The organism is Streptomyces sp. V4I23 (assembly GCF_030817975.1).
Classification (GTDB): Bacteria; Actinomycetota; Actinomycetes; order Streptomycetales; family Streptomycetaceae; genus Streptomyces.
Map to the genome: position 1 here is coordinate 4,666,382 of NZ_JAUSZW010000004.1, position 21,216 is coordinate 4,687,597.

General features: G+C 72.4%; 16 protein-coding genes. 15 read left to right on the plus strand and 1 reads right to left on the minus strand.

Annotated features, from left to right (window positions below; all coding sequences use genetic code 11):
- Positions 1–40 precede the first annotated feature (40 nt).
- A complete protein-coding gene (locus QFZ82_RS23585) occupies positions 41–1,816 on the minus strand; it encodes a dolichyl-phosphate-mannose--protein mannosyltransferase (protein ID WP_307715050.1) in 1,776 nt (591 codons plus the stop codon).
- A 61-nt stretch (positions 1,817–1,877) separates the two neighbouring features.
- On the opposite strand from QFZ82_RS23585, the gene rsmI reads away from it, so the two are divergent.
- The 15 genes from rsmI to galK all read left to right on the plus strand — a co-directional run bounded on the left by rsmI (position 1,878) and on the right by galK (position 20,975).
- On the plus strand, positions 1,878–2,735 hold the full coding sequence (rsmI, locus tag QFZ82_RS23590) for a 16S rRNA (cytidine(1402)-2'-O)-methyltransferase (RefSeq protein ID WP_307715051.1): 858 nt from the start codon (positions 1,878–1,880) through the stop codon (positions 2,733–2,735).
- A 147-nt stretch (positions 2,736–2,882) separates the two neighbouring features.
- A complete protein-coding gene (locus QFZ82_RS23595; RefSeq protein ID WP_307715052.1) occupies positions 2,883–3,332 on the plus strand; it encodes a hypothetical protein in 450 nt (149 codons plus the stop codon).
- An 84-nt stretch (positions 3,333–3,416) separates the two neighbouring features.
- Positions 3,417–4,286, plus strand: coding sequence for a TatD family hydrolase (locus QFZ82_RS23600; RefSeq protein ID WP_307715053.1), 870 nt, complete (start codon positions 3,417–3,419; stop codon positions 4,284–4,286).
- 392 nt (positions 4,287–4,678) lie between these two features.
- Positions 4,679–5,863 carry a resuscitation-promoting factor gene (locus tag QFZ82_RS23605; RefSeq protein WP_307717819.1) on the plus strand — a complete coding sequence of 395 codons (1,185 nt, stop codon included), beginning with the start codon at positions 4,679–4,681 and terminating at the stop codon, positions 5,861–5,863.
- Positions 5,860–6,720 carry a 16S rRNA (adenine(1518)-N(6)/adenine(1519)-N(6))-dimethyltransferase RsmA gene (gene rsmA / locus QFZ82_RS23610; protein WP_307715054.1) on the plus strand — a complete coding sequence of 287 codons (861 nt, stop codon included), beginning with the start codon at positions 5,860–5,862 and terminating at the stop codon, positions 6,718–6,720. The genes QFZ82_RS23605 and rsmA overlap by 4 nt, the downstream gene beginning before the upstream one ends.
- A complete protein-coding gene (locus tag QFZ82_RS23615; protein WP_307715055.1) occupies positions 6,717–7,616 on the plus strand; it encodes a 4-(cytidine 5'-diphospho)-2-C-methyl-D-erythritol kinase in 900 nt (299 codons plus the stop codon). The genes rsmA and QFZ82_RS23615 overlap by 4 nt, the downstream gene beginning before the upstream one ends.
- Positions 7,617–7,971: 355 nt before the next feature.
- Positions 7,972–9,279 (plus strand): acyltransferase, encoded by a 1,308-nt coding sequence (locus tag QFZ82_RS23620; RefSeq protein WP_307715056.1) that lies wholly within the window; start codon positions 7,972–7,974, stop codon positions 9,277–9,279.
- Between the two features lie 36 nt (positions 9,280–9,315).
- Positions 9,316–11,124, plus strand: a complete 1,809-nt coding sequence (locus QFZ82_RS23625) for an ABC-F family ATP-binding cassette domain-containing protein (RefSeq protein ID WP_307715057.1) — start codon at positions 9,316–9,318, stop codon at positions 11,122–11,124.
- Between the two features lie 241 nt (positions 11,125–11,365).
- Positions 11,366–13,039 carry a PQQ-binding-like beta-propeller repeat protein gene (locus QFZ82_RS23630; RefSeq protein WP_307715058.1) on the plus strand — a complete coding sequence of 558 codons (1,674 nt, stop codon included), beginning with the start codon at positions 11,366–11,368 and terminating at the stop codon, positions 13,037–13,039.
- A gap of 67 nt (positions 13,040–13,106) precedes the next feature.
- Complete coding sequence (locus tag QFZ82_RS23635) at positions 13,107–14,888, plus strand: PQQ-binding-like beta-propeller repeat protein (RefSeq protein WP_307715059.1); 1,782 nt, start codon at positions 13,107–13,109, stop codon at positions 14,886–14,888.
- Positions 14,889–14,954: 66 nt separating this feature from the next.
- A complete protein-coding gene (locus QFZ82_RS23640) occupies positions 14,955–16,784 on the plus strand; it encodes a PQQ-binding-like beta-propeller repeat protein (protein WP_307715060.1) in 1,830 nt (609 codons plus the stop codon).
- 212 nt (positions 16,785–16,996) lie between these two features.
- A complete protein-coding gene (locus QFZ82_RS23645) occupies positions 16,997–17,692 on the plus strand; it encodes a LuxR C-terminal-related transcriptional regulator (protein WP_307715061.1) in 696 nt (231 codons plus the stop codon).
- Positions 17,693–17,862: 170 nt separating this feature from the next.
- Positions 17,863–18,903: a galactose-1-phosphate uridylyltransferase gene (gene galT / locus QFZ82_RS23650; protein WP_307715062.1), complete on the plus strand. Its 1,041-nt coding sequence runs from the start codon at positions 17,863–17,865 to the stop codon at positions 18,901–18,903.
- On the plus strand, positions 18,904–19,872 hold the full coding sequence (gene galE / locus QFZ82_RS23655; RefSeq protein ID WP_307715063.1) for a UDP-glucose 4-epimerase GalE: 969 nt from the start codon (positions 18,904–18,906) through the stop codon (positions 19,870–19,872).
- The gene (gene galK, locus QFZ82_RS23660; RefSeq protein ID WP_307715064.1) at positions 19,869–20,975 is read left to right on the plus strand and encodes a galactokinase; all 1,107 of its coding nucleotides are present in this window, start codon (positions 19,869–19,871) and stop codon (positions 20,973–20,975) included. Before galE ends, galK begins: the two co-directional genes overlap by 4 nt.
- Positions 20,976–21,216 lie beyond the last annotated feature (241 nt).

Below are 21,216 nucleotides of genomic sequence, written 5' to 3' on the forward strand. Positions count from 1 at the left end.
GGCCCGGCACCGAGAGGTGCCGGGCCCGTCGTCGTCACAGCTACACCCAGGTGTCGAGCCACATCCGGCCGCGCCAGTCATCCATCGGGATCGGCGTGCCCGTGTAGATGGGCCAGAAGTAGATGAAGTTCCACACGATCAGCAGCACCAGCACGCCCGCCCCGATCGCGCCCACCGTCCGGCGGCGTTCGTCGGATCCCGGCGGGCCCAGCATCGCGCCGATCATCATCGCCACCGCCAGGCACAGGAACGGCACGAAGACGACCGCGTAGAACAGGAAGATCGTCCGCTCCTGGTACAGCAGCCAGGGGGCCCAGCCCGCCAGGAACGCGCACAGGATCGCGCCCGCGCGCCAGTCGCGGCGGAAGAACCAGCGCCACAGGACGTAGCAGAGGGCGAAGCACGCCACCCACCACAGCAGCGGCGTGCCCAGGGCCAGGACCTCGCTCGCGCACTTGTCGGCGGTGCCCTTGGGGCAGCCGCCCGTGCCCGCGGCCGGGTCCTCGTAGTAGTACGAGACCGGGCGGCCCAGCACCAGCCAGCTCCACGGGTTCGACTGGTAGGTGTGGCCGGAGGTGAGGTTGATGTGGAACTCGTAGACCTGCGTCTCGTAGTGCCAGAAGCTGCGCACCGGGGCGGGAATCCAGGACACGTCGAACTGCGGGAGCGGCACCGACCAACCGGTGAACGGGATCGGCATGCTGTCCGGAGTCATCCCGGCGCGGTTGTCCGCCCAGTTGCGGTAGTAGCCGCCGCGGGTGGCGAACCACCCGGTCCAGGAGGCGAGGTACGTCGCCACCGCGACCGGCACCGTCGAGAAGAACGCGGGGACCAGGTCCTTCTTCAGCACCGCCACGTACGGGCGCACCGCGCCGGCCGTGCGCCGCGAGCCCACGTCCCACAGCACGCTCATCACACAGAACGCGGCCATGATGTACAGGCCGTTCCACTTGGTGCCCGCCGCCAGGCCGAGCATCACGCCCGCCGTCAGCCGCCAGGGCCGCCACCCCAGCCGCAGCGTCTCGGCGACCTCGGCGTCCGGGCGCAGCACGCCGTCGGCGTCCGTCGGGAGCGCGGCGGCGAGCCTGCGCCGTGAGCGGTCGCGGTCGGCGAGCAGCGCGCCGAAGGCCGCGAGCACGAAGAACATCAGCACCAGGTCGAGCAGCGCCGTACGGCTCATGACGAAGTGCAGGCCGTCCACGGCGAGGAGCAGACCCGCCAGGCAGCCCAGGAACGTCGAGCGGAAGAGCCTGCGCCCGATCCGGCACAGCATCAGCACCGACAGCGTGCCGAGCACGGCGACCATGAAGCGCCAGCCGAAGGGTGTGAAGTCGAACATCTTCTCGCCGAGCCCGATGACCCACTTGCCGACGGGTGGATGCACCACATAGCCGGGGTCGTCGGGGATCGGGACGGACGAGCCGTCCCTGAGGATCGTCTTGTCGACATCCTTCGGCCAGCTCGCCTCGTAGCCCTGGTTGATCAGGGCCCAGGCGTCCTTGGCGTAGTACGTCTCGTCGAATATCACCGCGTGCGGCTTGCCGAGGTTCCAGAACCGCAGCACTCCGGCGAGCAGCGCCACCAGGACCGGCCCGCCCCAGCCGGCGATCCTCAGCAGCGGCTCCACGTCGCCCGGCCGGAGGCCGAGCACCGCCCACAGCCGTCCCGAGGGGCGGGTGTACGGCGGCACCAGGCGTTCGCGCAGGCCGATCACGGGCCGGGGCGTGTAGCCGAATCGGCGCAGCCGCTGCTGCCAGCCGGGCGGCGGCTGGCCTGCGTCCTTGCCCTCGATGGTGTGCGGCGCGGTACTGGTCACCGCGCCATCGTAGGGAACACGGCTGTGCGAGTGGTGTCTCCCGTCCTGGGAGGATGGCTTTGTGACTGGAACGCTCGTACTCGCAGGGACACCCATCGGCGACGTCGCGGACGCGCCGCCGCGGCTCGCCGCCGAGCTGGCGGGCGCCGATATCGTCGCCGCCGAGGACACGCGGCGGCTGCGCCGGCTCACCCAGGCCCTCGGCGTGCACACGCAGGGGCGGGTCGTGTCGTACTTCGAGGGCAACGAGTCGGCGCGCACCCCCGAGCTCGTCGAGGCGCTCGTCGGCGGCGCGCGGGTGCTGCTGGTCACGGACGCGGGAATGCCCTCCGTCTCCGACCCCGGCTACCGGCTCGTCGCCGCCGCGGTGGAGCAGGACATCAAGGTCACCGCCGTTCCGGGGCCCTCGGCGGTGCTGACCGCGCTCGCCCTGTCGGGACTGCCCGTCGACCGCTTCTGCTTCGAGGGCTTCCTGCCCCGCAAGGCGGGCGAGCGCCGCGGCCGGCTGCGCGAGGTCGCGGACGAGCGGCGCACCCTCGTCTACTTCGAGGCGCCGCACCGCCTCGACGACACGCTCGCCGCGATGGCCGAGGTCTTCGGCGCCGACCGGCGCGCGGCGGTGTGCCGGGAGCTGACCAAGACGTACGAGGAGGTCAAGCGCGGCGGCCTCGGCGAGCTGGCGGCCTGGGCGGCCGAGGGCGTGCGCGGCGAGATCACCGTCGTCGTCGAGGGCGCCTCCGAGACCGGACCCGCCGAACTCGACGCCGACGAACTGGTGCGCAGGGTGCGGGTGCGAGAGGAGGCGGGGGAGCGGCGCAAGGAGGCGATCGCCGCGGTGGCCGCCGAAGCGGGCCTGCCCAAGCGCGAGGTGTTCGATGCCGTCGTCGCGGCAAAGAACGCGACTCGATCGGCCCAGTGACAGGGAAAGGGCTATGGTGAAAGGCAAAGCCCAGAGCCTGCAGTGGCCCTTTCTGCAAGGGAAGTCAAAGAGCTTTCCATTGTTCGACCGCTGCTGATGCGCTCCCGCCGGAACAGGCGTCCACTGGATCAGTGGAGAGGAGCTGGCATGAGTGAGATCACCGGCACCGGCACCGCCGCCGGCCATGAAGAGTACTCCTTCGCCTGCATGTACTGCGGGCATGGCTGGGAGCAGTCGTACGACATCGAGCACCACACCGACGGGGCGGGCCGGGCCTTCGTCGTCTACAAGACCGGCGGCGTGCGGGTGCCTTCCCCGCTCAAGGCCCCGACCTGCGTGAACTGCGGAAGGCACCGGGTCCGGATCATGCGGGCGGGGCAGGTCTCCTCGGTCAGGGACATGATGGCGGAGATGTACGGCCAGCCGCGGGCGCACCCTGTGCCCACGGCCTCGCCCGCCGAAGCGCAGGGCCCGGCCGCGGAAGCCGCCGAGCCCCCGGCCGGGGGCGCCCACGTGAAGGGCGAGCCGCCGGGCCCGGTGCGTGCGCGTCACTGGCATCTCTCCGACCTGCTCCACCCTTTCCACCACCGCAAGTGAGCCGTACGCGAGCGGCAGGTGAGCCGCGGGTGAGCCGCCACCGCGCGTGAGGCCGAGGGGCGGGCGCCTCGTAGGATCGCGCCCATGAGTTCGAAGTCCGCACCGCCGCCGCTGCCCGAACCGCTCGGGGTGCCGGTCGCCGATTCGCACACCCACCTGGACATGCAGGACGGCACCGTCGAGGAGGCCCTGGCCAGGGCCGCGGCGGTGGGCGTGACGACCGTCGTCCAGGTGGGCTGCGACATCAAGGGCTCCCGGTGGGCCGCCGAGACCGCCGCCGCGCACCGGGAGGTCCACGCCGCGGTCGCGCTGCACCCCAACGAGGCGCCGCGCATCGTGCTGGGCGATCCCGAAGGATGGTCGCGGCAGGGGGCGAGGGAGGCGGGCGGGAACGCCGCGCTCGACGACGCGCTCGCCGAGATCGACCGTCTCGCGGCACTCGACGAGGTGAAGGCCGTCGGTGAAACGGGTCTGGACTATTTCCGTACGGGGCCCGAGGGAATGGCCGCCCAGGAGCGCTCCTTCCGCGCGCATATCGAGATCGCCAAACGGCACGGCAAGGCCCTCGTCATTCACGACCGCGAGGCCCACGCGGACGTGCTGCGCATTCTCGCGGAGGAAGGAGCGCCCGAGCGCACCGTCTTCCACTGCTATTCGGGCGACGCGGAAATGGCGGAAGCCTGCGCGGCCGCGGGCTACTTCATGTCCTTCGCCGGCAACGTGACCTTCAAGAACGCCCAGCCGCTGCGCGACGCGCTCGCCGTGGCCCCCGCCGAACTCGTCCTGGTGGAGACGGACGCGCCGTTCCTCACCCCGGCCCCGTACCGCGGACGGCCCAACGCGCCCTATCTCGTGCCGGTCACCCTGCGGGCCATGGCGAAGGTCAAGGGGCTGGACGAGGACACGCTGGCCTCGGCGATCGCGGCGAACACCGCGCGCGCATTCGACTACTGACCCGATCGGGCGCACCAGCCTCTCGAAACGCTGCGTGTTCGCGCCGCTTTGGAGAGTGACGAACGCTCCGATACTGTCCGGTGCCACGTCTCGGGCCGGACATCCTCTGGAGCGTCGTGAGCAATGCGCAGGGCAGTCACCGTGCCGCACGCGGCGGTCGCCGCCAGGCGCCCTGGGCCGCGCTCGCCGCCGGGCGGGACGACCCGGCCGCCCCGCAGGCCGAAGCGGCGGGTGCGTACTCTCCGCCGGAGCCGACGATCGCGGACGCGCGTCTCGCCGCCGCGGACGCGCCGACCATGCCGAACGTGGACCTGCGCGGCAGCGGCCTTCCCGCCCCTTCGGCACCGGCGCACGGCGGGCCGGGCGGGGCCGGGCCGCAGCTGCCACGCCAGATGCCGCCCCCGTACGAGGACGCCACGCGCGGCACGGGGGCGTCCGGCACGAGCGGACGGGCGCGCGGGCGGCGCCGCCGCGCGGCGGCGCGGCCCGACACCCTGCGCCGGCTCGTCCCGCAGGCCCTCGTCGTCGCCTTCCTCGCCGGTGGAACCTCCGCCTTCGTCGCGGCCGACAAGTCCGTGCGGCTCACCGTCGACGGCGCCCCCCGCACCCTGCACACCTTCGCCGACGACGTGCGGGACCTGCTGCACGAGGAAGGTCTCGCCGTCAGCCCGCACGACATCGTCGCGCCCGGAGCGGGCGCCGACCTCGACAGCGGCGACGAGGTCGTCGTCCGCTACGGCCGCCCCCTCGCCCTCACCCTCGACGGCCACCGCCGCACCGTGTGGACCACCGCCCGCACGGTCGAGGAGGCGCTGCGGCAGCTCGGCGTCCGCGCCGAGGGAGCGTTCGTGTCCGTCTCCCGCTCGTCGGCGGTCCCGCGCTCCGGGCTCGCGCTCGACGTGCGCACCGAGCGGTCCGTCACGTTCATGGCCGACGGGCGAGAGCGCACCATCCGCACCAACGCGCCGACCGTGGGCGAGGCGCTCGCCGAGGCCGGCATCACGCTGCGCGGCCAGGACACCACCTCCGCGCCGCCCGAGAGCTTCCCGCGCGACGGCCAGACCGTCACCGTCCTGCGCATCACCGGCACCCGCGAGGTCCACGACGAACCCGTCCCGTACGCCGTCGAGAGGACCCGTGACCCGCAGCTGTTCGCCGGCACCGAGATCGTCGTGCGGCAGGGCGCGCCGGGCGTGCGCCGGGTCACGTACGCGCTGCGCACGGTCAACGGCGTACGCCAGAAGCCGCGCAAGCTCTCCGAGGAGATCGTGCGCGAGCCGGTCACCGAGCAGGTGCGGGCCGGCACCCGGCAGCTGCCGTCGTCCGTGGGCGGGGCCGACGACCTGAACTGGGACGCCCTCGCCGACTGCGAGTCGGGCGGCCGGCCCGGCGCGGTCGACCCTTCGGGGAACTACGGCGGGCTGTACCAGTTCGACATCGGGACCTGGCGCTCCCTGGGCGGCAGCGGACGCCCGCAGGACGCGTCGCCCGCGGAACAGACGTACCGGGCGAAGAAGCTCTACATGCAGCGGGGGGCGACTCCGTGGCCGCACTGCGGCCGTAGGCTGTATCGGTGAGCACCACTGATCCCGACGCACTCCTCGGCCCCGCCGACATCCGCGAACTGGCCGCCGCGCTGGGCGTACGCCCCACCAAGCAGCGCGGCCAGAACTTCGTCATCGACGCCAACACGGTCCGCCGGATCGTGCGCACGGCCGAGGTCGAGCCCGACGACGTGGTCGTCGAGGTGGGCCCCGGGCTCGGATCGCTGACCCTCGCGCTGCTGGAGGCGGCGGACCGGGTCGTCGCCGTCGAGATCGACGACGTGCTCGCCGCGGCCCTGCCGACGACGATCGCCGCCCGCCTGCCCGAGAAGGCGTCGCGCTTCTCGCTCGTCCACTCCGACGCCATGCAGGTGCGGGAGCTGCCGGGTCCTGCGCCGACCGCGCTCGTCGCGAACCTGCCGTACAACGTCGCCGTCCCGGTCCTGCTGCACATGCTGGAACGCTTCCCGACGATCGAGCGCACCCTCGTCATGGTGCAGGCGGAGGTCGCCGACCGGCTCGCCGCCCAGCCGGGGAACAAGGTGTACGGGGTCCCGTCCGTCAAGGCCAACTGGTACGCCGAGGTCAAGCGGGCCGGCGCGATCGGGCGCAACGTCTTCTGGCCCGCCCCCAACGTGGACTCCGGCCTCGTGTCACTGGTGCGCCGCAAGGAGCCGCTCGCCACGACGGCCTCCCGCCAGGAGGTCTTCGCCGTCGTCGACGCGGCCTTCGCGCAGCGCCGGAAGACCCTGCGGGCCGCGCTCGCGGGCTGGGCCGGATCACCCGCCGCCGCGGAGGCGGCGCTGGTGGCGGCCGGTGTCTCGCCGCAGGCGCGCGGTGAGGCGCTGACGGTGGAGGAGTTCGCGCGGATCGCGGAGGCGAAGCAGTGAGTGTGACCGTACGGGTGCCGGCGAAGGTCAACGCGCAGCTGGCGGTCGGCGGGGTGCGTCCCGACGGCTTCCACGACCTGGCCAACGTGTTCCTCGCGGTGGGGCTGTACGACGAGGTGACGGTGAGCCCGGCCCCGTCGCTGACCCTCACCTGCGCCGGACCCGGCGCGGACCAGGTCCCCCTGGACCGTACGAACCTGGCGGCCCGCGCGGCCGAGCTCCTCGCGGCCCGCCACGGGATCTCGCCCGACGTGCACATCCACATCGACAAGGACATTCCGGTCGCCGGCGGCATGGCGGGCGGCAGCGCGGACGGCGCGGGCGCGCTGCTGGCGTGCGACGCGCTGTGGGGCCTCGGCTCGTCGCGGGACGAACTGCTCTCCCTCTGCGCCGAGTTGGGCTCCGACGTGCCGTTCAGTCTGGTGGGCGGCGCGGCGCTGGGCACCGGCCGCGGCGAGCGGCTCACGGAGCTCGAGGTCCGCGGGACGTTCCACTGGGTGTTCGCGATGGCGGACGGCGGGCTGTCGACGCCGGTGGTGTTCGGCGAGTTCGACCGGCTGAACTCGGGTGTCGCCGTGCCCGAGCCCGTCGCCTCGCCCGCGCTGCTCGACGCCCTGCGCACGGGCGACGCGGCGGCGCTCGCGGGCGCGCTCGTGAACGACCTCCAGCCCGCGGCGCTCTCGCTGCGCCCGTCGCTGGCCGAGACGCTCGCGACGGGCACGGCCGCCGGGGCGCTCGCCTGCCTCGTCTCGGGCTCGGGCCCGACGACGGCGTTCCTGACGAAGGACGAGGACGCGGCGGAGGCGGTGGCGTCGGCGCTGACGGCCTCCGGCACGTGCCGCGCGGCGCGGGTGGCGACGGGGCCGGCGCGGGGCGCGACGATCGTGTCGGCCTGAGGGGTCGGGGGCCGCGGGGCCCACGGCGAGTGCGAGGCCGCTGCGCGGGGCGTCTTCCCCACCCCGCCCTTTCTCGAACCGGGGGCTCCGCCCCCGGGGCCCCCACGCCTCAATCTCCCCCTACGGCCTGGCGGCCGTGGGAGGTGCCCCCCGGTGGGCTGAATTTCGCTGCGCGAAATCAGCCCGTCCGGCGATTGAGGACACCGCGCGAAGCGCGGTCCGGGGTCCGGGGCTTGCCCCGGTTTCGGGAAGGGGCGGGTAGGGGAACAAGCCCGCCGCAGGCGACCCCGTACTCACGCCGCACCTGAGTACCTGCGCCCTCCCGCGACGCGCCGCCCCGCGCGAGCGTAAGCGCATGGCCACCGTCACCGAGCTCGCCGCCGCCACCCCCGTCACCCGCGACCGCTACGTCGACCTCCTTCGCGTCGCCTCCCTCGGCGTCGTCGTCGGCGGGCACTGGCTCATGGCCGTCGTGACCGACGACGGGGTCGGGAACGTGCTCGCCGTCGTGCCGGAGTTGCAGGTCCTCACCTGGGTCCTCCAGGTGATGCCCGTCTTCTTCTTCGTCGGCGGGTTCTCGCACGCCCTCTCGTACCGGTCGCTGCGGCGCCGCCACCCGGACCGGGCCGTGTACTCCGTCTTCCTGCGCGGACGCCTCCAGCGGCTGCTGCGGCCGACCATGGCCTTCGTTCTCGTCTGGGGCGCCGCCGCGCTCGCGGTGCAGCTGCTCGGCGGGGGCGGCGGGACGACGGGGGTCGCGCTGCGGCTCGTCGCCCAGCCGCTGTGGTTCATCGGCATCTACCTCGCGATGGTCGCGTTCACCCCGCCGCTGCTGAGGCTGCACGAGCGTTTCGGCTGGGGCGCCTTCGGAGCGCTCGCCGCGGCCGCGGCCGCCGTCGACGTGCTGCGGCTCGCCGCGGACGTCCCCTTCGTCGAGTTCCTGAACTTCGCCTTCGTCTGGCTCGCCGTCCACCAGCTCGGCTTCCTGCGGGCGGACGGCCGCATCCGCAGGCCCGCCCTGCTCGCGGCCGCCGGTCTCGCCGGAGCCGCCGCGCTCGTCGCCCTCGGGCCGTATCCGCTCTCCATGGTCGGCATGCCCGGCGAGAAGATCTCGAACATGGCTCCGCCCACCCTCGCCCTGCTCTGCCACGGGCTGTGGCTGGTCGGCGCCGTCGAGCTGCTCAAGGGGCCGGGCACCCGCCTGCTGCGCCGCCCCCGCGTCTGGCGAGGCGTCGTCGCCGCGAACGGGATCGCCATGACCGCGTTCCTGTGGCACCTGACCGCCATGCTCGGCGTGTACGGGGCGATGCTCGCCACGGGCCTGGAACTGCCGGAGCCCGCGGGCGCCGCCTGGTGGGCGGGGGTCCCGTTCCGGATCGCCGCGGCCGCCCTGGCGACCGCCGGCCTCGTCGCCGTCTTCCGCCGCTTCGAGCGGCCCGCGCACGGCGCCGGTGCGCCCGTTCCGGGCACCGGGCCCGTCGCCGCCACGGGGATCACCCTGTGCCTGTTCGGCGTCCTCGGACTGTCCATGGCCGGCTTCGGGGGGCTGCTGGAGGGCAGGACCGCGACGCTCGTCGCCGTGCCGATCAGCGCACCCGCGGCGGTCGCCATGGCGCTCGGCGGCTGGCTGCTGGTGGAAAGGGCCGGAACACGTGCCAAGTAGGCTGGGAGGTCGATCGTTCCCCCTGGCAGGAGAAAAATGGCCGTCAATCTGGTCAATGTCGAGGCAGTCAGCAAGGTGTACGGCACACGCGCCCTGCTCGACTCCGTCTCCCTCGGCGTGTCCGAGGGGGACCGCATCGGCGTCGTCGGCCGCAACGGCGACGGCAAGACCACCCTCATCCGCTTGCTCGCCAAGCTGGAGGAGCCCGACACTGGCCGGGTCACCCAGAGCGGCGGGCTGCGGCTCGGCGTGCTCACCCAGCACGACTCGCTCGACCCCGAGGCCACCATCCGCCACGAGGTCATCGGCGACCTGGCCGACCACGAGTGGGCCGGGAACGCCAAGATCCGCGACGTGCTGACCGGGCTGTTCGACGGGCTCGACCTGTCGGGCTTCCCGCAGGGACTCGACACCGTGATCGGGCCGCTGTCCGGAGGCGAGCGCCGCCGTATCGCGCTCGCCAAGCTGCTCATCGCCGACCAGGACCTGATCGTCCTCGACGAGCCCACCAACCACCTCGACGTGGAGGGCATCGCCTGGCTCGCGAAGCATCTGCAGGCCCGCCGCTCGGCGCTCGTCTGCGTCACGCACGACCGGTGGTTCCTCGACCAGGTCTGCACCCGCATGTGGGACGTGCAGCGCGGGGCCGTGTACGAGTACGAGGGCGGCTACAGCGACTACGTCTTCGCCCGGGCCGAGCGCGAGCGCATCGCGGCGACCGAGGAGGCCAAGCGGCAGAACCTGATGCGCAAGGAGCTGGCCTGGCTGCGGCGCGGAGCCCCCGCCCGTACCTCCAAGCCCCGCTACCGCATCGAGGCCGCGAACGAGCTCATCGCCGACGTGCCGCCGCCGCGCGACACGTCCGAGCTGATGAAGTTCGCCGGCGCCCGGCTCGGCAAGACGGTCTTCGACCTGGAGGACGTGACCGTCCAGGCCGGCCCCAAGGTGCTGGTGCAGCACCTCACCTGGCAGCTCGGGCCCGGCGACCGCATCGGTCTGGTCGGCGTCAACGGCGCGGGCAAGACCTCGCTGTTGCGCACCCTCGCCGACGCCGCCCGCACCGCGGGCGAGAAGCAGCCCGTGGCCGGCCGCGTCGTCGTCGGCAAGACGGTCAGGCTCGCGTACCTCTCGCAGGACGTCGCCGAACTGCCCCCGGCACTGCGGGTGCTGGAGGCGGTGCAGCAGGTACGCGACCGCGTCGACCTCGGCAAGGGCCGCGAGATGACCGCGGGCCAGCTGTGCGAGCAGTTCGGCTTCGGCAAGGAGAAGCAGTGGACGCCGGTCGGCGATCTGTCGGGTGGTGAGCGGCGCCGCCTCCAGCTGCTGCGCCTGCTGATGGACGAGCCGAACGTCCTCTTCCTCGACGAGCCCACGAACGACCTCGACATCGAGACGCTGACGCAGCTGGAGGACGTGCTCGACGGCTGGCCCGGTTCGATGGTGGTCATCTCCCACGACCGGTTCTTCCTCGAGCGGACCACGGACCGCACGTTCGCGCTGCTCGGCGACGGCGCGCTGCGGATGCTGCCGCGCGGCATCGACGAGTACCTGGAGCGCCGGGCACGCATGGTCGAGGCGTCCGCGCCCACACCGCCGCCCGCCCCTGCGGCCGCCGGGGGCAAGGAGAAGTCGGCCGCGGACGCGCGTGCGGCGAAGAAGGAACTGCAGCGGATCGAGCGACAGCTCGACAAGATCTCCGAGAAGGAGAGCAAGCTGCACGATTACATCGCCGACAACGCGACCGACTTCGAGCGCGTCGCGAAGCTGGACGCCGAGCTGCGCGAACTGGCGGGCGAACGCGATGAGTTGGAAATGCGCTGGCTCGAACTGGCGGAAGACGCCTAGAGGCCGCTCGTAGAGAAGCCGTGGAAACCGCGTAACAACAGCATCACGGGCCGGTCCTCCCTTGGGAACAGGGGTGGACCGAGCCCGTTCCGCATTCGTCGTGGGTGATACAAAGAAGCGCGTCCGGTGCGCTTTCCGGCCGCCCGCCGGGGGGCCACGGGGGCCGGGGCACCGCCGACCACGCCGAAAGCCGTGGGGGTGCCCGCCGGGCAGCGGACCGCAGGAGAAGGGGGAGGCGCTGATGACTCAGCCGCCTGATCGACAGGGGCCTGAGGGGGGCTTCGGCGCCGCGCACCATCAATGGCAGGGGGGCGCGTATCCCCCTCCGCCCGCGCAGGCGCCGCAGACGCCTGCATCGCAGCCCGGGTACGGCCATCCGCAGACGGGGCCCTACGCCTCGCCGGCGTACGGCTATCCGCAGACGGGGCCGTACGCCACACCTGCGTACGGGCCCTACTCGACGCAGCCCCAGGTCCCGCCTCAGCCGCGTGGACCACGCCGCTTCCTGGCGAGCCGGACGGGCCGCGTCGTCGCCGCGGCGGTGGCCGGACTGCTCGTCGCGGGCGGCGTCACCTACGCGGCACTGAGCGGCGACGACAAGAAGACGCCGCCCGTCGCCGGCGCCCCGGGCGACGCCCCGCAGCCCGCCGGCTCACCCACCGCCTCCGGCGGGCAGGACGACGCGACGAAGGACCCGAACTCCCAGCGCAGGGCCGGTGACGCCCGCGTCCTGTTCGTGACGAAGAACGAGACCGACCTGCCCGGCGGCGGCACCTTCGCCCAGGGGCCCTGGGTGGTCGGCGACACCGTCGTCAAGGCCATGTACCGCGAGGTGACCGGTTATTCGGTGACGGACGGCGCCAAGAAGTGGACCGTCGAGCTCGACTCCGACCTCTGCATGGCCGCCCCGCAGGACTCGCCCGACGGCAAGATCGTCATCGGGGTGCTCGACGGCCATACGGCGAAGTCCGACTGCAGCGTCCTGCGGATGATCGACGCGAAGACGGGCACGGCGGGCTGGCGCACGACCGTGCCCAAGCCCAAGGGCATGACCGGCTTCTCCGACCTGGTGCTCGCGCTCAGCGGGAACACGGTCACCGCCGTCGGCACCGGCACCTCCTTCGGGTTCTCCGTCACCGACGGCCGGCAGCTCTTCGCCATGCCGTCGTCCGGCTGCCTGCCGTACGCCTTCGCGGGCGGGTCCCGGCTGATCGCAGCGGCCGAGTGCCCCACCGCCGCCGACGAGGTCGCCAAGCAGGAGATCCAGGGGATCGACCCGGCCACCGGCAGGCCCGCGTGGCGGTACACGCTGGACGCCGACTGGAAGGTGGACAAGGTCTTCTCGGTCGCCCCGGTCGCCTTCTTCGCCCACAAGGAGGACATGGCGGGCGAGGTCACCGACAAGAAGGTGTTCGTGCTCACGGACACCGGCCGGCTGCGCTCGCGGATCGCCTTCGGCGACGACGAGTTCGAGCCCCGCTGCGGGAGCGGAGCCATCCAGCTCCGCGGCGAGATCCAGGGCTGGTGCGCGGGCGCCGCGGCCGACGGGGCCGCCGTGTACCTCGCCACCAAGGGCGGCCACGAGGTCGTGACGTTCGGCCTCGACACGGGCCGGCGCACGGGCGTCTCGTCGGCAGGCGACGACCGCACCATCACGCCCATGACCGCCGAGGACGGCACGGTGGTGCACCACGTCGGGCCCTCGCTCTACTCCGGCGGCGCGGTCTCGACGGTCGCCCCGTCCGGCGGGGAGCGCAAGGTCCTGCTCAGGCTCCCGAAGACGGACGCCGAAGGCTTCTCCGAGATACGGGCGGTCTTCGCGGACGGCAGGCTCTTCCTCGTCGCCCCCATGGTCCAGGCACTGAACGACGCGGCGGAGCGGGAGACGAACACCATGATGGCTTTCGGCAAGTGAACGCGGTCTGGGTCATCCGGACATCCCCCACCCTTACTCGCACCGAACACTCCAGAGGTAGTACGCCATGACACAGCCGCCGAACCAGCCGCCGCAGCCGGGCTTCGGAGCCCCCCAGGACCCGCAGGGCGTCCCGCAGCCGCCCGCCCAGCCGCCCCAGATGCCGCCCGCCCCGCCGACGCCCCCCGCGGGCGCACCGCAGGCCCCGGGCTACGGCTATCCGCAGCAGCCCGCGCCGCAGCCCGGCTACGGATACCCGCAGGCGGGCCAGCCCGGCCCGTACGCCCAGCAGCCCGGCCCGTACAACCAGCAGCCGGGCCCGTACAACCAGCCCGGCCCGTACGGGGGTTACCCGACGCAGCCGCAGTACCCGGGTGCGCCGACCCCGCCGTCCGGCGGTTCGGGGAACTTCTTCAAGGGGAAGACCGGCATCGTCGTGGCCGCCTCGGCCGCCGCGCTGCTCCTCATCGGCGGTGGCACGTACTTCGCCGTCGCCGGGGACGACAAGCAGGACAAGCCGAACGTCAGCAAGTCCAGCGACGACCCGAAGCCGACGGGCTCGCCGACCGTCGACCAGGGCGACGGCAACGGCGACGGCGGGGCGCGCGACGGTGAGGACGACCTCAACGCGGGGCGCCAGGCAGGCGAGGCCAAGGTCCTCTTCCTGACCAAGAACGACGTCGACCTGCCGCGCAACGGCTCCGACGTGTTCGGCCCGTGGGTGGTCGGCGACACCGTCGTCAAGGCCATGTACCGCGAGATCGCCGGGTATTCGGTGACCGACGGCACGAAGAAGTGGAGCGTGCCGGTGAGCACCAAGGTGTGCTCCGCGCCCGCCAACGCCTCCGACGACGGGAAGATCGTCTTCGGTGTCGAGGACGGCCTGACCGACAAGGCCAAGTGCAACGACCTGCAGATGGTCGACCTCAAGACCGGCAAGGCAGGCTGGAAGAAGTCCATCCCCAAGGTCTCCGGCTTCGCCGGCCTGTCCGACTTCACGCTCGCCATCAGCGGCGACACACTGGCGGTCGGCGGCAGCGGCAACTCGTACGGCTACTCCCTCGCCGACGGCAAGCAGCTGTTCGGCAAGCCGTCGGGCGACTGCAAGCCGTTCGCCTTCGCCGGCGGACCCCGCCTGCTGGCCGGCGCGAGCTGCCCCACGTCGGACTACGACAAGCCCAAGCAGCAGCTCCAGGAGGTCGACCCGGTCACCGGCAAGGCCAAGTGGACCTACAACACGCCCGAGGGCTGGGAGATCGACAAGGTCTACTCGGCGAGCCCGCTGGTCGTCTCCCTCACCCAGCGCGAGCCCAAGAAGTGGTCGATCATCGCGCTGACCGACAACGGCAAGCCGCGCTCGCAGATCGACGGCGGCAAGGACAAGTACCAGCCCCGCTGCGGCGGCGCCTTCGTGGTCTTCGGCCAGAACCTCGAGGGCTGCACCGGCGTGGCCGCCGACGCGAACACCTTCTACATGGCGACCGAGACGGGCTACGGCACCGCCAACGAGGTCGTCGCCTTCAACCTCGACACGGGCAAGGCCAAGTGGCGCTCCAAGGCCCCGGCCGAGCGTCGGATGACTCCGCTGCGTATGGAGGGCGGCAACGTCCTCGTCTACATGGGCGCCTCCTACGACAAGGGCGGCACGGTCGCCACGATCGCCCCCACCGGCGGTGCGCCGAAGACGCTGCTGCAGCACCCGGCGTCCACCGCGCAGATCGAGAACACCTTCTACTCGCCCAAGACGGTCTACGCCGACGGCCGCTTCTTCATCGCCGCCGGGCGGGTGAGCGCGAGCAACGACAAGGAGGAGAAGGAGACGAAGACCATGATGGCCTTCGGCCAGTGACCGTGACCGTCGTCCCGGAACCCTTGTCCGCTCTTCAGCCGTACCGTCCCCAGAGGTAAGCACCCCATGACGCAGCCGCCGCCCCCGCCGAACCAGCCGCCCGGCCCGCCGCCGGGCCAGCCGCCGCACCAGCCACCGGCCGGCCCGCCCCATCAGCCCCCGCAGGGCGGGTTCGGTGCTCCGCAGCAGCCGCCGGCGGGCGGGTTCGGCGCGCCGACGCCGCCGCAGGACGGCGCGTACGGCTACCCGCAGACCCCCCCGCCTGCCCAGCCGCCGTACGGGCAGCCGCCCCAGACCCCGCCGCCCGGGGCGGGCCAGCCGCCCTACGGCTACCCGCAGCAGGGCGCTCCGGGCCATCCGCAGCAGGGCTACGGCTACCCGACGCAGCCCATGCAGCCGCAGTACATGCCGCCGCAGAACAGCGGCAGTGGCGGCGGCCGGAAGCTCAGCACGCAGATGCAGATCATCATCGCCGCGTGCGTGGCCATCGTCCTGATCGTCGTCGGCGGCATCGTGTACGCGAACACCGGTGACGACGGCAAGAAGGACGAGGCCAAGAACTCCTCGGGCGGCGCGTCCGGCGGCGGTGGCGGCGGCGACACCAAGCCCGCCCCGGACGGGGCCGGCAAGGAGAAGGCGGGGGCGAACACCAAGGCCAAGGTCGCCTTCCAGCTTCCCGAACCGGCGCGCGAGGACCTGACGGCCGTCCCCGGCTCCTGGGTCACCGACAAGGCGTACGTGAAGCCGGGCGTCAACTCGGTCGTCGCGTACGACGTCGCCAAGGGCAGCGTCCTGTGGACCATCCCGCTCGCCGGCCAGGTGTGCGCGGCCTCGCGCCACATGACCGAGGACCACAAGACGGCGATCCTCTTCGAGGCGAAGAAGCGCACCGCCCCCAAGTTCTACGAGAAGTGCACCGAGGTCGGGGTCCTCGACCTCAACACCGGCAAGCTGCTGTGGAGCAAGTCGGTCCCCGGCGACGGCGACGCGAAGAGCCAGTTCGACCAGGTCACCCAGAGCGGCAACACGGTCGCCGCGGGCGGGCTCTACGGCGGTGCCGCGTTCGACCTGACCACCGGAGAGGTCCGCTGGAAGCCCAAGGTCGACGCCCAGCAGTGCCGTGACATCGGCTACGGCGGCGGCAAGGCGCTCGTCGCGGTCCGCACCTGCGGCGACTACGACAACCGCACGGCCACCGTCCAGACGCTCAACGCGGACAACGGCACTCCGCTGTCGTCGTACAAGATGCCGGCGGGTGTCGAGGACGCCCGTGTCGTCTCCAGCGACCCGCTGGTCGTCGCCGCCGACGTCGGTGACACGGGCACGTTCGGCATCTCGGACTTCTTCTCCATCGACGGCAAGACCGGCAAGCTGCGGGCGAAGATCGCGGCTCCGGGCGACCAGTACCTGGCCCGCTGCTCGGCCAGCGACGGCGTCGAGGGCTGCCAGTTCGTGCTCGTCGGCAACGACAGGCTCTACCTGCCGACCACCGAGCACGACGGCGGCGGTGCGCTCGGCCGCACCAACGAGATCGTCGCCTTCGACCTCGCGACCGGCAAGGGCACGCCCGAGCGCGCCGACGCCGGCGAGGGCTACCACTCGCTGCCGCTGCGCATGGACGGCGGCAACCTCATCGTCTACAAGTGGCCCCCCTACAACAAGGGCGGTCAGGTCGTGAGCATCGACGGCGCCACCTTCAAGCAGACGGTGCTGCTGGAGAACCCGTCCGACCGCGCCGTGCGCGACGCCGAGACGAGCTTCCCGGAGAACGGCGCCGAGTACGACTACGCGGCGGGCCGGTTCTTCGTCTCGCAGGACCTGATGAGCAAGCCGCGCGAGAACGACTCGCAGTTCGGCAAGAAGTACCTGGCGGTCGCCTTCAGCGTGGCCGACTGACCCGTACGAGAACGCCGTCCGGCCCGGCCCGTCGCTTCGACGGGCCGGGCCGCGGTGTTTGTCGCCCAGGGCCGGTACAAGTGGCCCTGTTTACCGACGAATTCGGCATTCCGGGGCGCTTCTGCCGAGTTGGGGGCGCGCTCGTGGGTACGAGCGTGTAGCTTGCCGGGTCAGGAGGCCGGGGGGCCTGCTCCAACGGGGAGGGTTGCTCGATGGGCGTGCGGCTCATCGTGGTCGACGACCACAGACTGCTCGCGGAGGCGCTCGCCTCGGCGCTGAAACTGCGCGGGCACCGGGTGCTGGCGGCGGCCGCGCCCGCCGCCGGGGCGGCCGAACTCGTCGTCGCCAGGGCGCCCGAGGTCTGTCTGCTGGGGACCCAGGCGCCTGCCGCGCCGGGCGCCTTCGACCCGGTCGTACGGATCAAGCGGGAACGCCCTCAGGTGGCCGTCCTGGTCCTCGGCCCGGTGCCCAGCCCGCGGGGCATCGCCGCGGCGTTCGCGGCGGGGGCGTCCGGCTACGTGCGCCACGACGAGCGCATCGAAGGGGTGGAGCGCGCGCTGGTGAAGGCCCGCTCGGGCGAGGCGGTGGTGGCGCCCCAGCTCCTCCAGGGCGCGTTCGCCGACCTCCTCAACCCGGCCGCGCAGCCCGACGACGAGGGCCAGCGGCTCCTCTCGCTGCTCACCGCACGCGAGGTCGAGGTGCTCGTGAGGGTCGCGGAGGGCGAGGACACCCGGCTGATCGCGGCCGGGATGGGCATCGCGCCGAGCACCGCGCGCACGCATGTGCAGCGCGTGCTGATGAAGCTGGGCGTCGGCTCCCGTCTGGAGGCGGCGGCCCTGGCCGCCCGGACGGGCCTGCTGGACCGGGCGGCGCACGGCGATGTGCCGTGCGGCCTCGAACGGGACTGACAGTCGCGTTGAGGCCCTTTGTTTGATTGTGATGGTTCTGGTGGGTGGTTCGCCGGGCTGGACTTGATCTTCTGGCAGGGCTTCCTGGGTTGGGCGGCCGTTGACGACGGCTGTTGGGTCGTGATTAGTTGTGTTTGGTTCTGTTGGGAGAAAGTGGTGAGGAGCTCCGTGTGAAGAAGACGTCGACCCGGCTCGCCGACGGTCGTGAGCTGCTCTACTACGACGCCCGGGACGACGTCGTACGCGACGCCGTCGACCCGCGGCCCCTCGACGCCGTCTCCACCACCGCCGAGATCCGCCACGACGTCCTCCTCGGCGACGCCGTCGCCATCGCCTCGCACCGGCAGGGCCGCACCTACCACCCTCCGGCCGACGAATGTCCCCTCTGCCCCTCGCGCGAAGGGCGTCACAGCGAAATACCCGCCGCCGACTACGACGTCGCCGTCTTCGAGAACCGCTTCCCCTCCCTCGCGGGCGACCTCGGCCGCTGCGAGGTCGTCTGCTTCACCTCCGACCACGACGCCGCGTTCGCCGATCTCACCGCCGAGCAGGCCGGACTCGTCCTTCAGGCATGGACCGACCGCACCGCCGATCTCGCCGAAGTGCCCGGTGTCGAGCAGGTCTTCTGCTTCGAGAACCGCGGCGCCGAGATCGGCGTGACCCTCCAGCACCCCCACGGCCAGATCTACGGCTATCCCTTCGTCACCCCGCGCACCGGCCTCATGCTGCGCTCCGCGGCCGGGCACCGCGCGGCGACCGGGAGCAACCTGTTCGACGACGTCGTAGCGCGCGAGCTGGCCGAGGAGGTCCGTGTGGTGCTGGAGGGTGCGCACTGGGTCGCCTTCGTGCCGTACGCGGCGCACTGGCCCTACGAGGTGCACCTCTATCCGAAGCGCCGGGTGCCCGACCTGCGTGCCCTCGACGAGGCCGCGCGCACAGAGTTCCCACAGATCTATCTGGAACTCCTGAGGCGCTTCGACCGGATCTTCGGCCCGGGCGAACCGCCGACCCCGTACATCTCCGCCTGGCACCAGGCGCCGTTCACCGCGGACGGGCGGGACGACTTCGCCCTGCATCTCGAGCTTTTCACCATCCGCCGCACTTCCGGCAAGCTGAAGTTTCTCGCGGGTTCCGAGTCCGGTATGAGCGTGTTCATCAACGACGTGCCGCCGGAAGCCGCGGCCGAGCGACTGCGAGAGGTAGCGAGCTAAGTGAGCAAGAAATACCTGGTCACAGGCGGTGCGGGATATGTCGGCAGTGTGGTGGCCCAGCACCTCCTGGAGGCCGGCCACCAGGTGACCGTGCTCGACGACCTCTCCACCGGGTTCCGCGAGGGCGTCCCGGCGGGTGCGCAGTTCGTCGAGGGCCGCATCCAGGACGCGACGCGCCATCTGGACGCCTCGTACGACGGCGTGCTGCACTTCGCCGCGTTCTCGCAGGTCGGCGAGTCGGTCGTCAAGCCGGAGAAGTACTGGGAGAACAACGTCGGCGGCACGATGGCGCTGCTGTCCGCGATGCGCTCCGCCGGCGTGCGCACCCTCGTCTTCTCCTCCACCGCCGCGACGTACGGCGAGCCGGTCTCGACCCCCATCACCGAGTCCGACCCGACCGCGCCCACGAGCCCCTACGGCGCCTCCAAGCTCGCCGTCGACCACATGATCAGCGGCGAGGCCGCGGCGCACGGGCTGGCCGCGGTGTCCCTGCGGTACTTCAACGTCGCGGGCGCGTACGGCGACTGCGGCGAGCGCCACGACCCCGAGTCGCACCTCATCCCGCTGGTCCTCCAGGTCGCCCTGGGCAGGCGCCCGTCCATCTCCGTCTTCGGCGACGACTACCCGACGCCGGACGGCACCTGCGTCCGCGACTACATCCATGTCGCCGACCTCGCCGAGGCCCATCTGCTCGCGCTCGACGCGGCGAAGCCCGGCGAGCACCTGATCTGCAACCTCGGCAACGGCAACGGCTTCTCCGTGCGCGAGGTGATCGAGACGGTGCGCAAGGTCACCGGCCACCCGGTGCCCGAGGTCATGGCCGAGCGCCGAGGCGGTGACCCCGCCGTCCTCGTCGCCTCCGCAGCAGCCGCCCAGGAACGCCTGGGCTGGCAACCGAGCCGCGCCGACCTGGCCGGCATCGTGTCCGACGCCTGGGCATTCGCCCGCAGGAGGGAAAACGCGTCATGAGCGACGGTGTGTGGGCAGCCCCCGGCAGGGTGAATCTGATCGGTGAACACACCGACTACAACGACGGTTTCGTCATGCCCTTCGCGCTGCCGCACACCACGGTGGCGACCGTGGCGCGCCGCGACGACGGTGTGCTGCGGCTCCACTCCGCCGACGTGGCCGGCGATCCTGTGGAACTGCGCGTCGACGACCTGGCCCCGGCCGCGCGCTCGGGCGACTGGACCGACTACCCGGCGGGCGTCGTGTGGGCGCTGCGCTGGGGGGGCCTCGCGGTCGGCGGCGCGGACATCCACTACGAGTCCACCGTGCCGACCGGCGCCGGACTGTCCTCGTCCGCCGCGATCGAGGTCGTCACCGCGCTCGCCCTGAACGACCTGTACGCACTGGGCATGGACTCCCGGGACATCGCCCGGATGTGCCGGCGGGCGGAGAACGTCTACGTCGGCGCCCCCACCGGGATCATGGACCAGATGGCCTCGGCCTGCTGCGCCTGGGGCCACGCCCTGCACCTGGACACCCGTGACCTCGCGATGCGCCAGATCCCCTTCGACCTGACGGCCCACGGCCTCGAACTCCTCGTCGTGGACACCCGGGTCAAGCACGCCCACAGCGAGGGCGCGTACGGAAAGCGCCGCGCCGGCTGCGAGGCGGGCGCGGCGGCGCTCGGCGTCGACGCGCTGCGGGACGTCCCGTTCGACGGGCTGGACGACGCCCTGGCCCGCCTCGACGACCCGGAGGTGCGCGCCCTGGTCCGTCACATCGTCACGGAGAACCACCGGGTGGAGCGCGTGATCGCACACCTGGAGGCGGGCGAGGTCCGCGCGATCGGCCCGGTCCTGACGGAGGGCCACGCCTCGTTGCGCGACGACTTCAGGGTCTCGTGCCCCGAACTGGACCTGGTGGTCGACACGGCACTCACCGCCGGGGCGCTCGGCGCGCGGATGACGGGCGGCGGCTTCGGCGGTTCGGCGATCGTGCTGGTCGAGTCGTCCTCGGAGCACCTGGTGACGAAGGCGGTCCAGGAGGCGTTCGCGGCCCGGACCCTGGACGAGCCCCGCGTCTTCACGGCGGTCCCGTCGGCGGGGGCGCGGCGCGTGTCCTGAAGCGCTCGAGCCGAACGTGCCCCCGGCCCGGGGGTGCAGGCGGCACGGACGGGCAGCGGGTCGCGATGCGGGGCGGGCTCGGGAGTCATTTCCGCAAAGAGGCTTCCGTCGCAGCCGCCCGTCCGTACCCTGATGCTCAGCACCGGTGGGGGCCGGTGTCGATCAGGGGGCGAGACCGTTGGGTACGGTGCCCGGGGCGGGGTATCAGTCTGAGCACGGCGGCGGCCGGGCGATTTCCTGT

Coding starts and splice junctions, on each gene's coding strand:
- QFZ82_RS23635 (WP_307715059.1), top strand. CDS start 13,107: ATGACACAGCCGCCGAACCAGCCGCCGCAGCCGGGCTTCGGAGCCCCC.
- QFZ82_RS23605 (WP_307717819.1), top strand. CDS start 4,679: ATGCCGCCCCCGTACGAGGACGCCACGCGCGGCACGGGGGCGTCCGGC.
- galK (WP_307715064.1), top strand. CDS start 19,869: ATGAGCGACGGTGTGTGGGCAGCCCCCGGCAGGGTGAATCTGATCGGT.
- QFZ82_RS23620 (WP_307715056.1), top strand. CDS start 7,972: ATGGCCACCGTCACCGAGCTCGCCGCCGCCACCCCCGTCACCCGCGAC.
- QFZ82_RS23645 (WP_307715061.1), top strand. CDS start 16,997: ATGGGCGTGCGGCTCATCGTGGTCGACGACCACAGACTGCTCGCGGAG.
- QFZ82_RS23630 (WP_307715058.1), top strand. CDS start 11,366: ATGACTCAGCCGCCTGATCGACAGGGGCCTGAGGGGGGCTTCGGCGCC.
- QFZ82_RS23640 (WP_307715060.1), top strand. CDS start 14,955: ATGACGCAGCCGCCGCCCCCGCCGAACCAGCCGCCCGGCCCGCCGCCG.
- QFZ82_RS23595 (WP_307715052.1), top strand. CDS start 2,883: ATGAGTGAGATCACCGGCACCGGCACCGCCGCCGGCCATGAAGAGTAC.
- QFZ82_RS23625 (WP_307715057.1), top strand. CDS start 9,316: ATGGCCGTCAATCTGGTCAATGTCGAGGCAGTCAGCAAGGTGTACGGC.
- QFZ82_RS23600 (WP_307715053.1), top strand. CDS start 3,417: ATGAGTTCGAAGTCCGCACCGCCGCCGCTGCCCGAACCGCTCGGGGTG.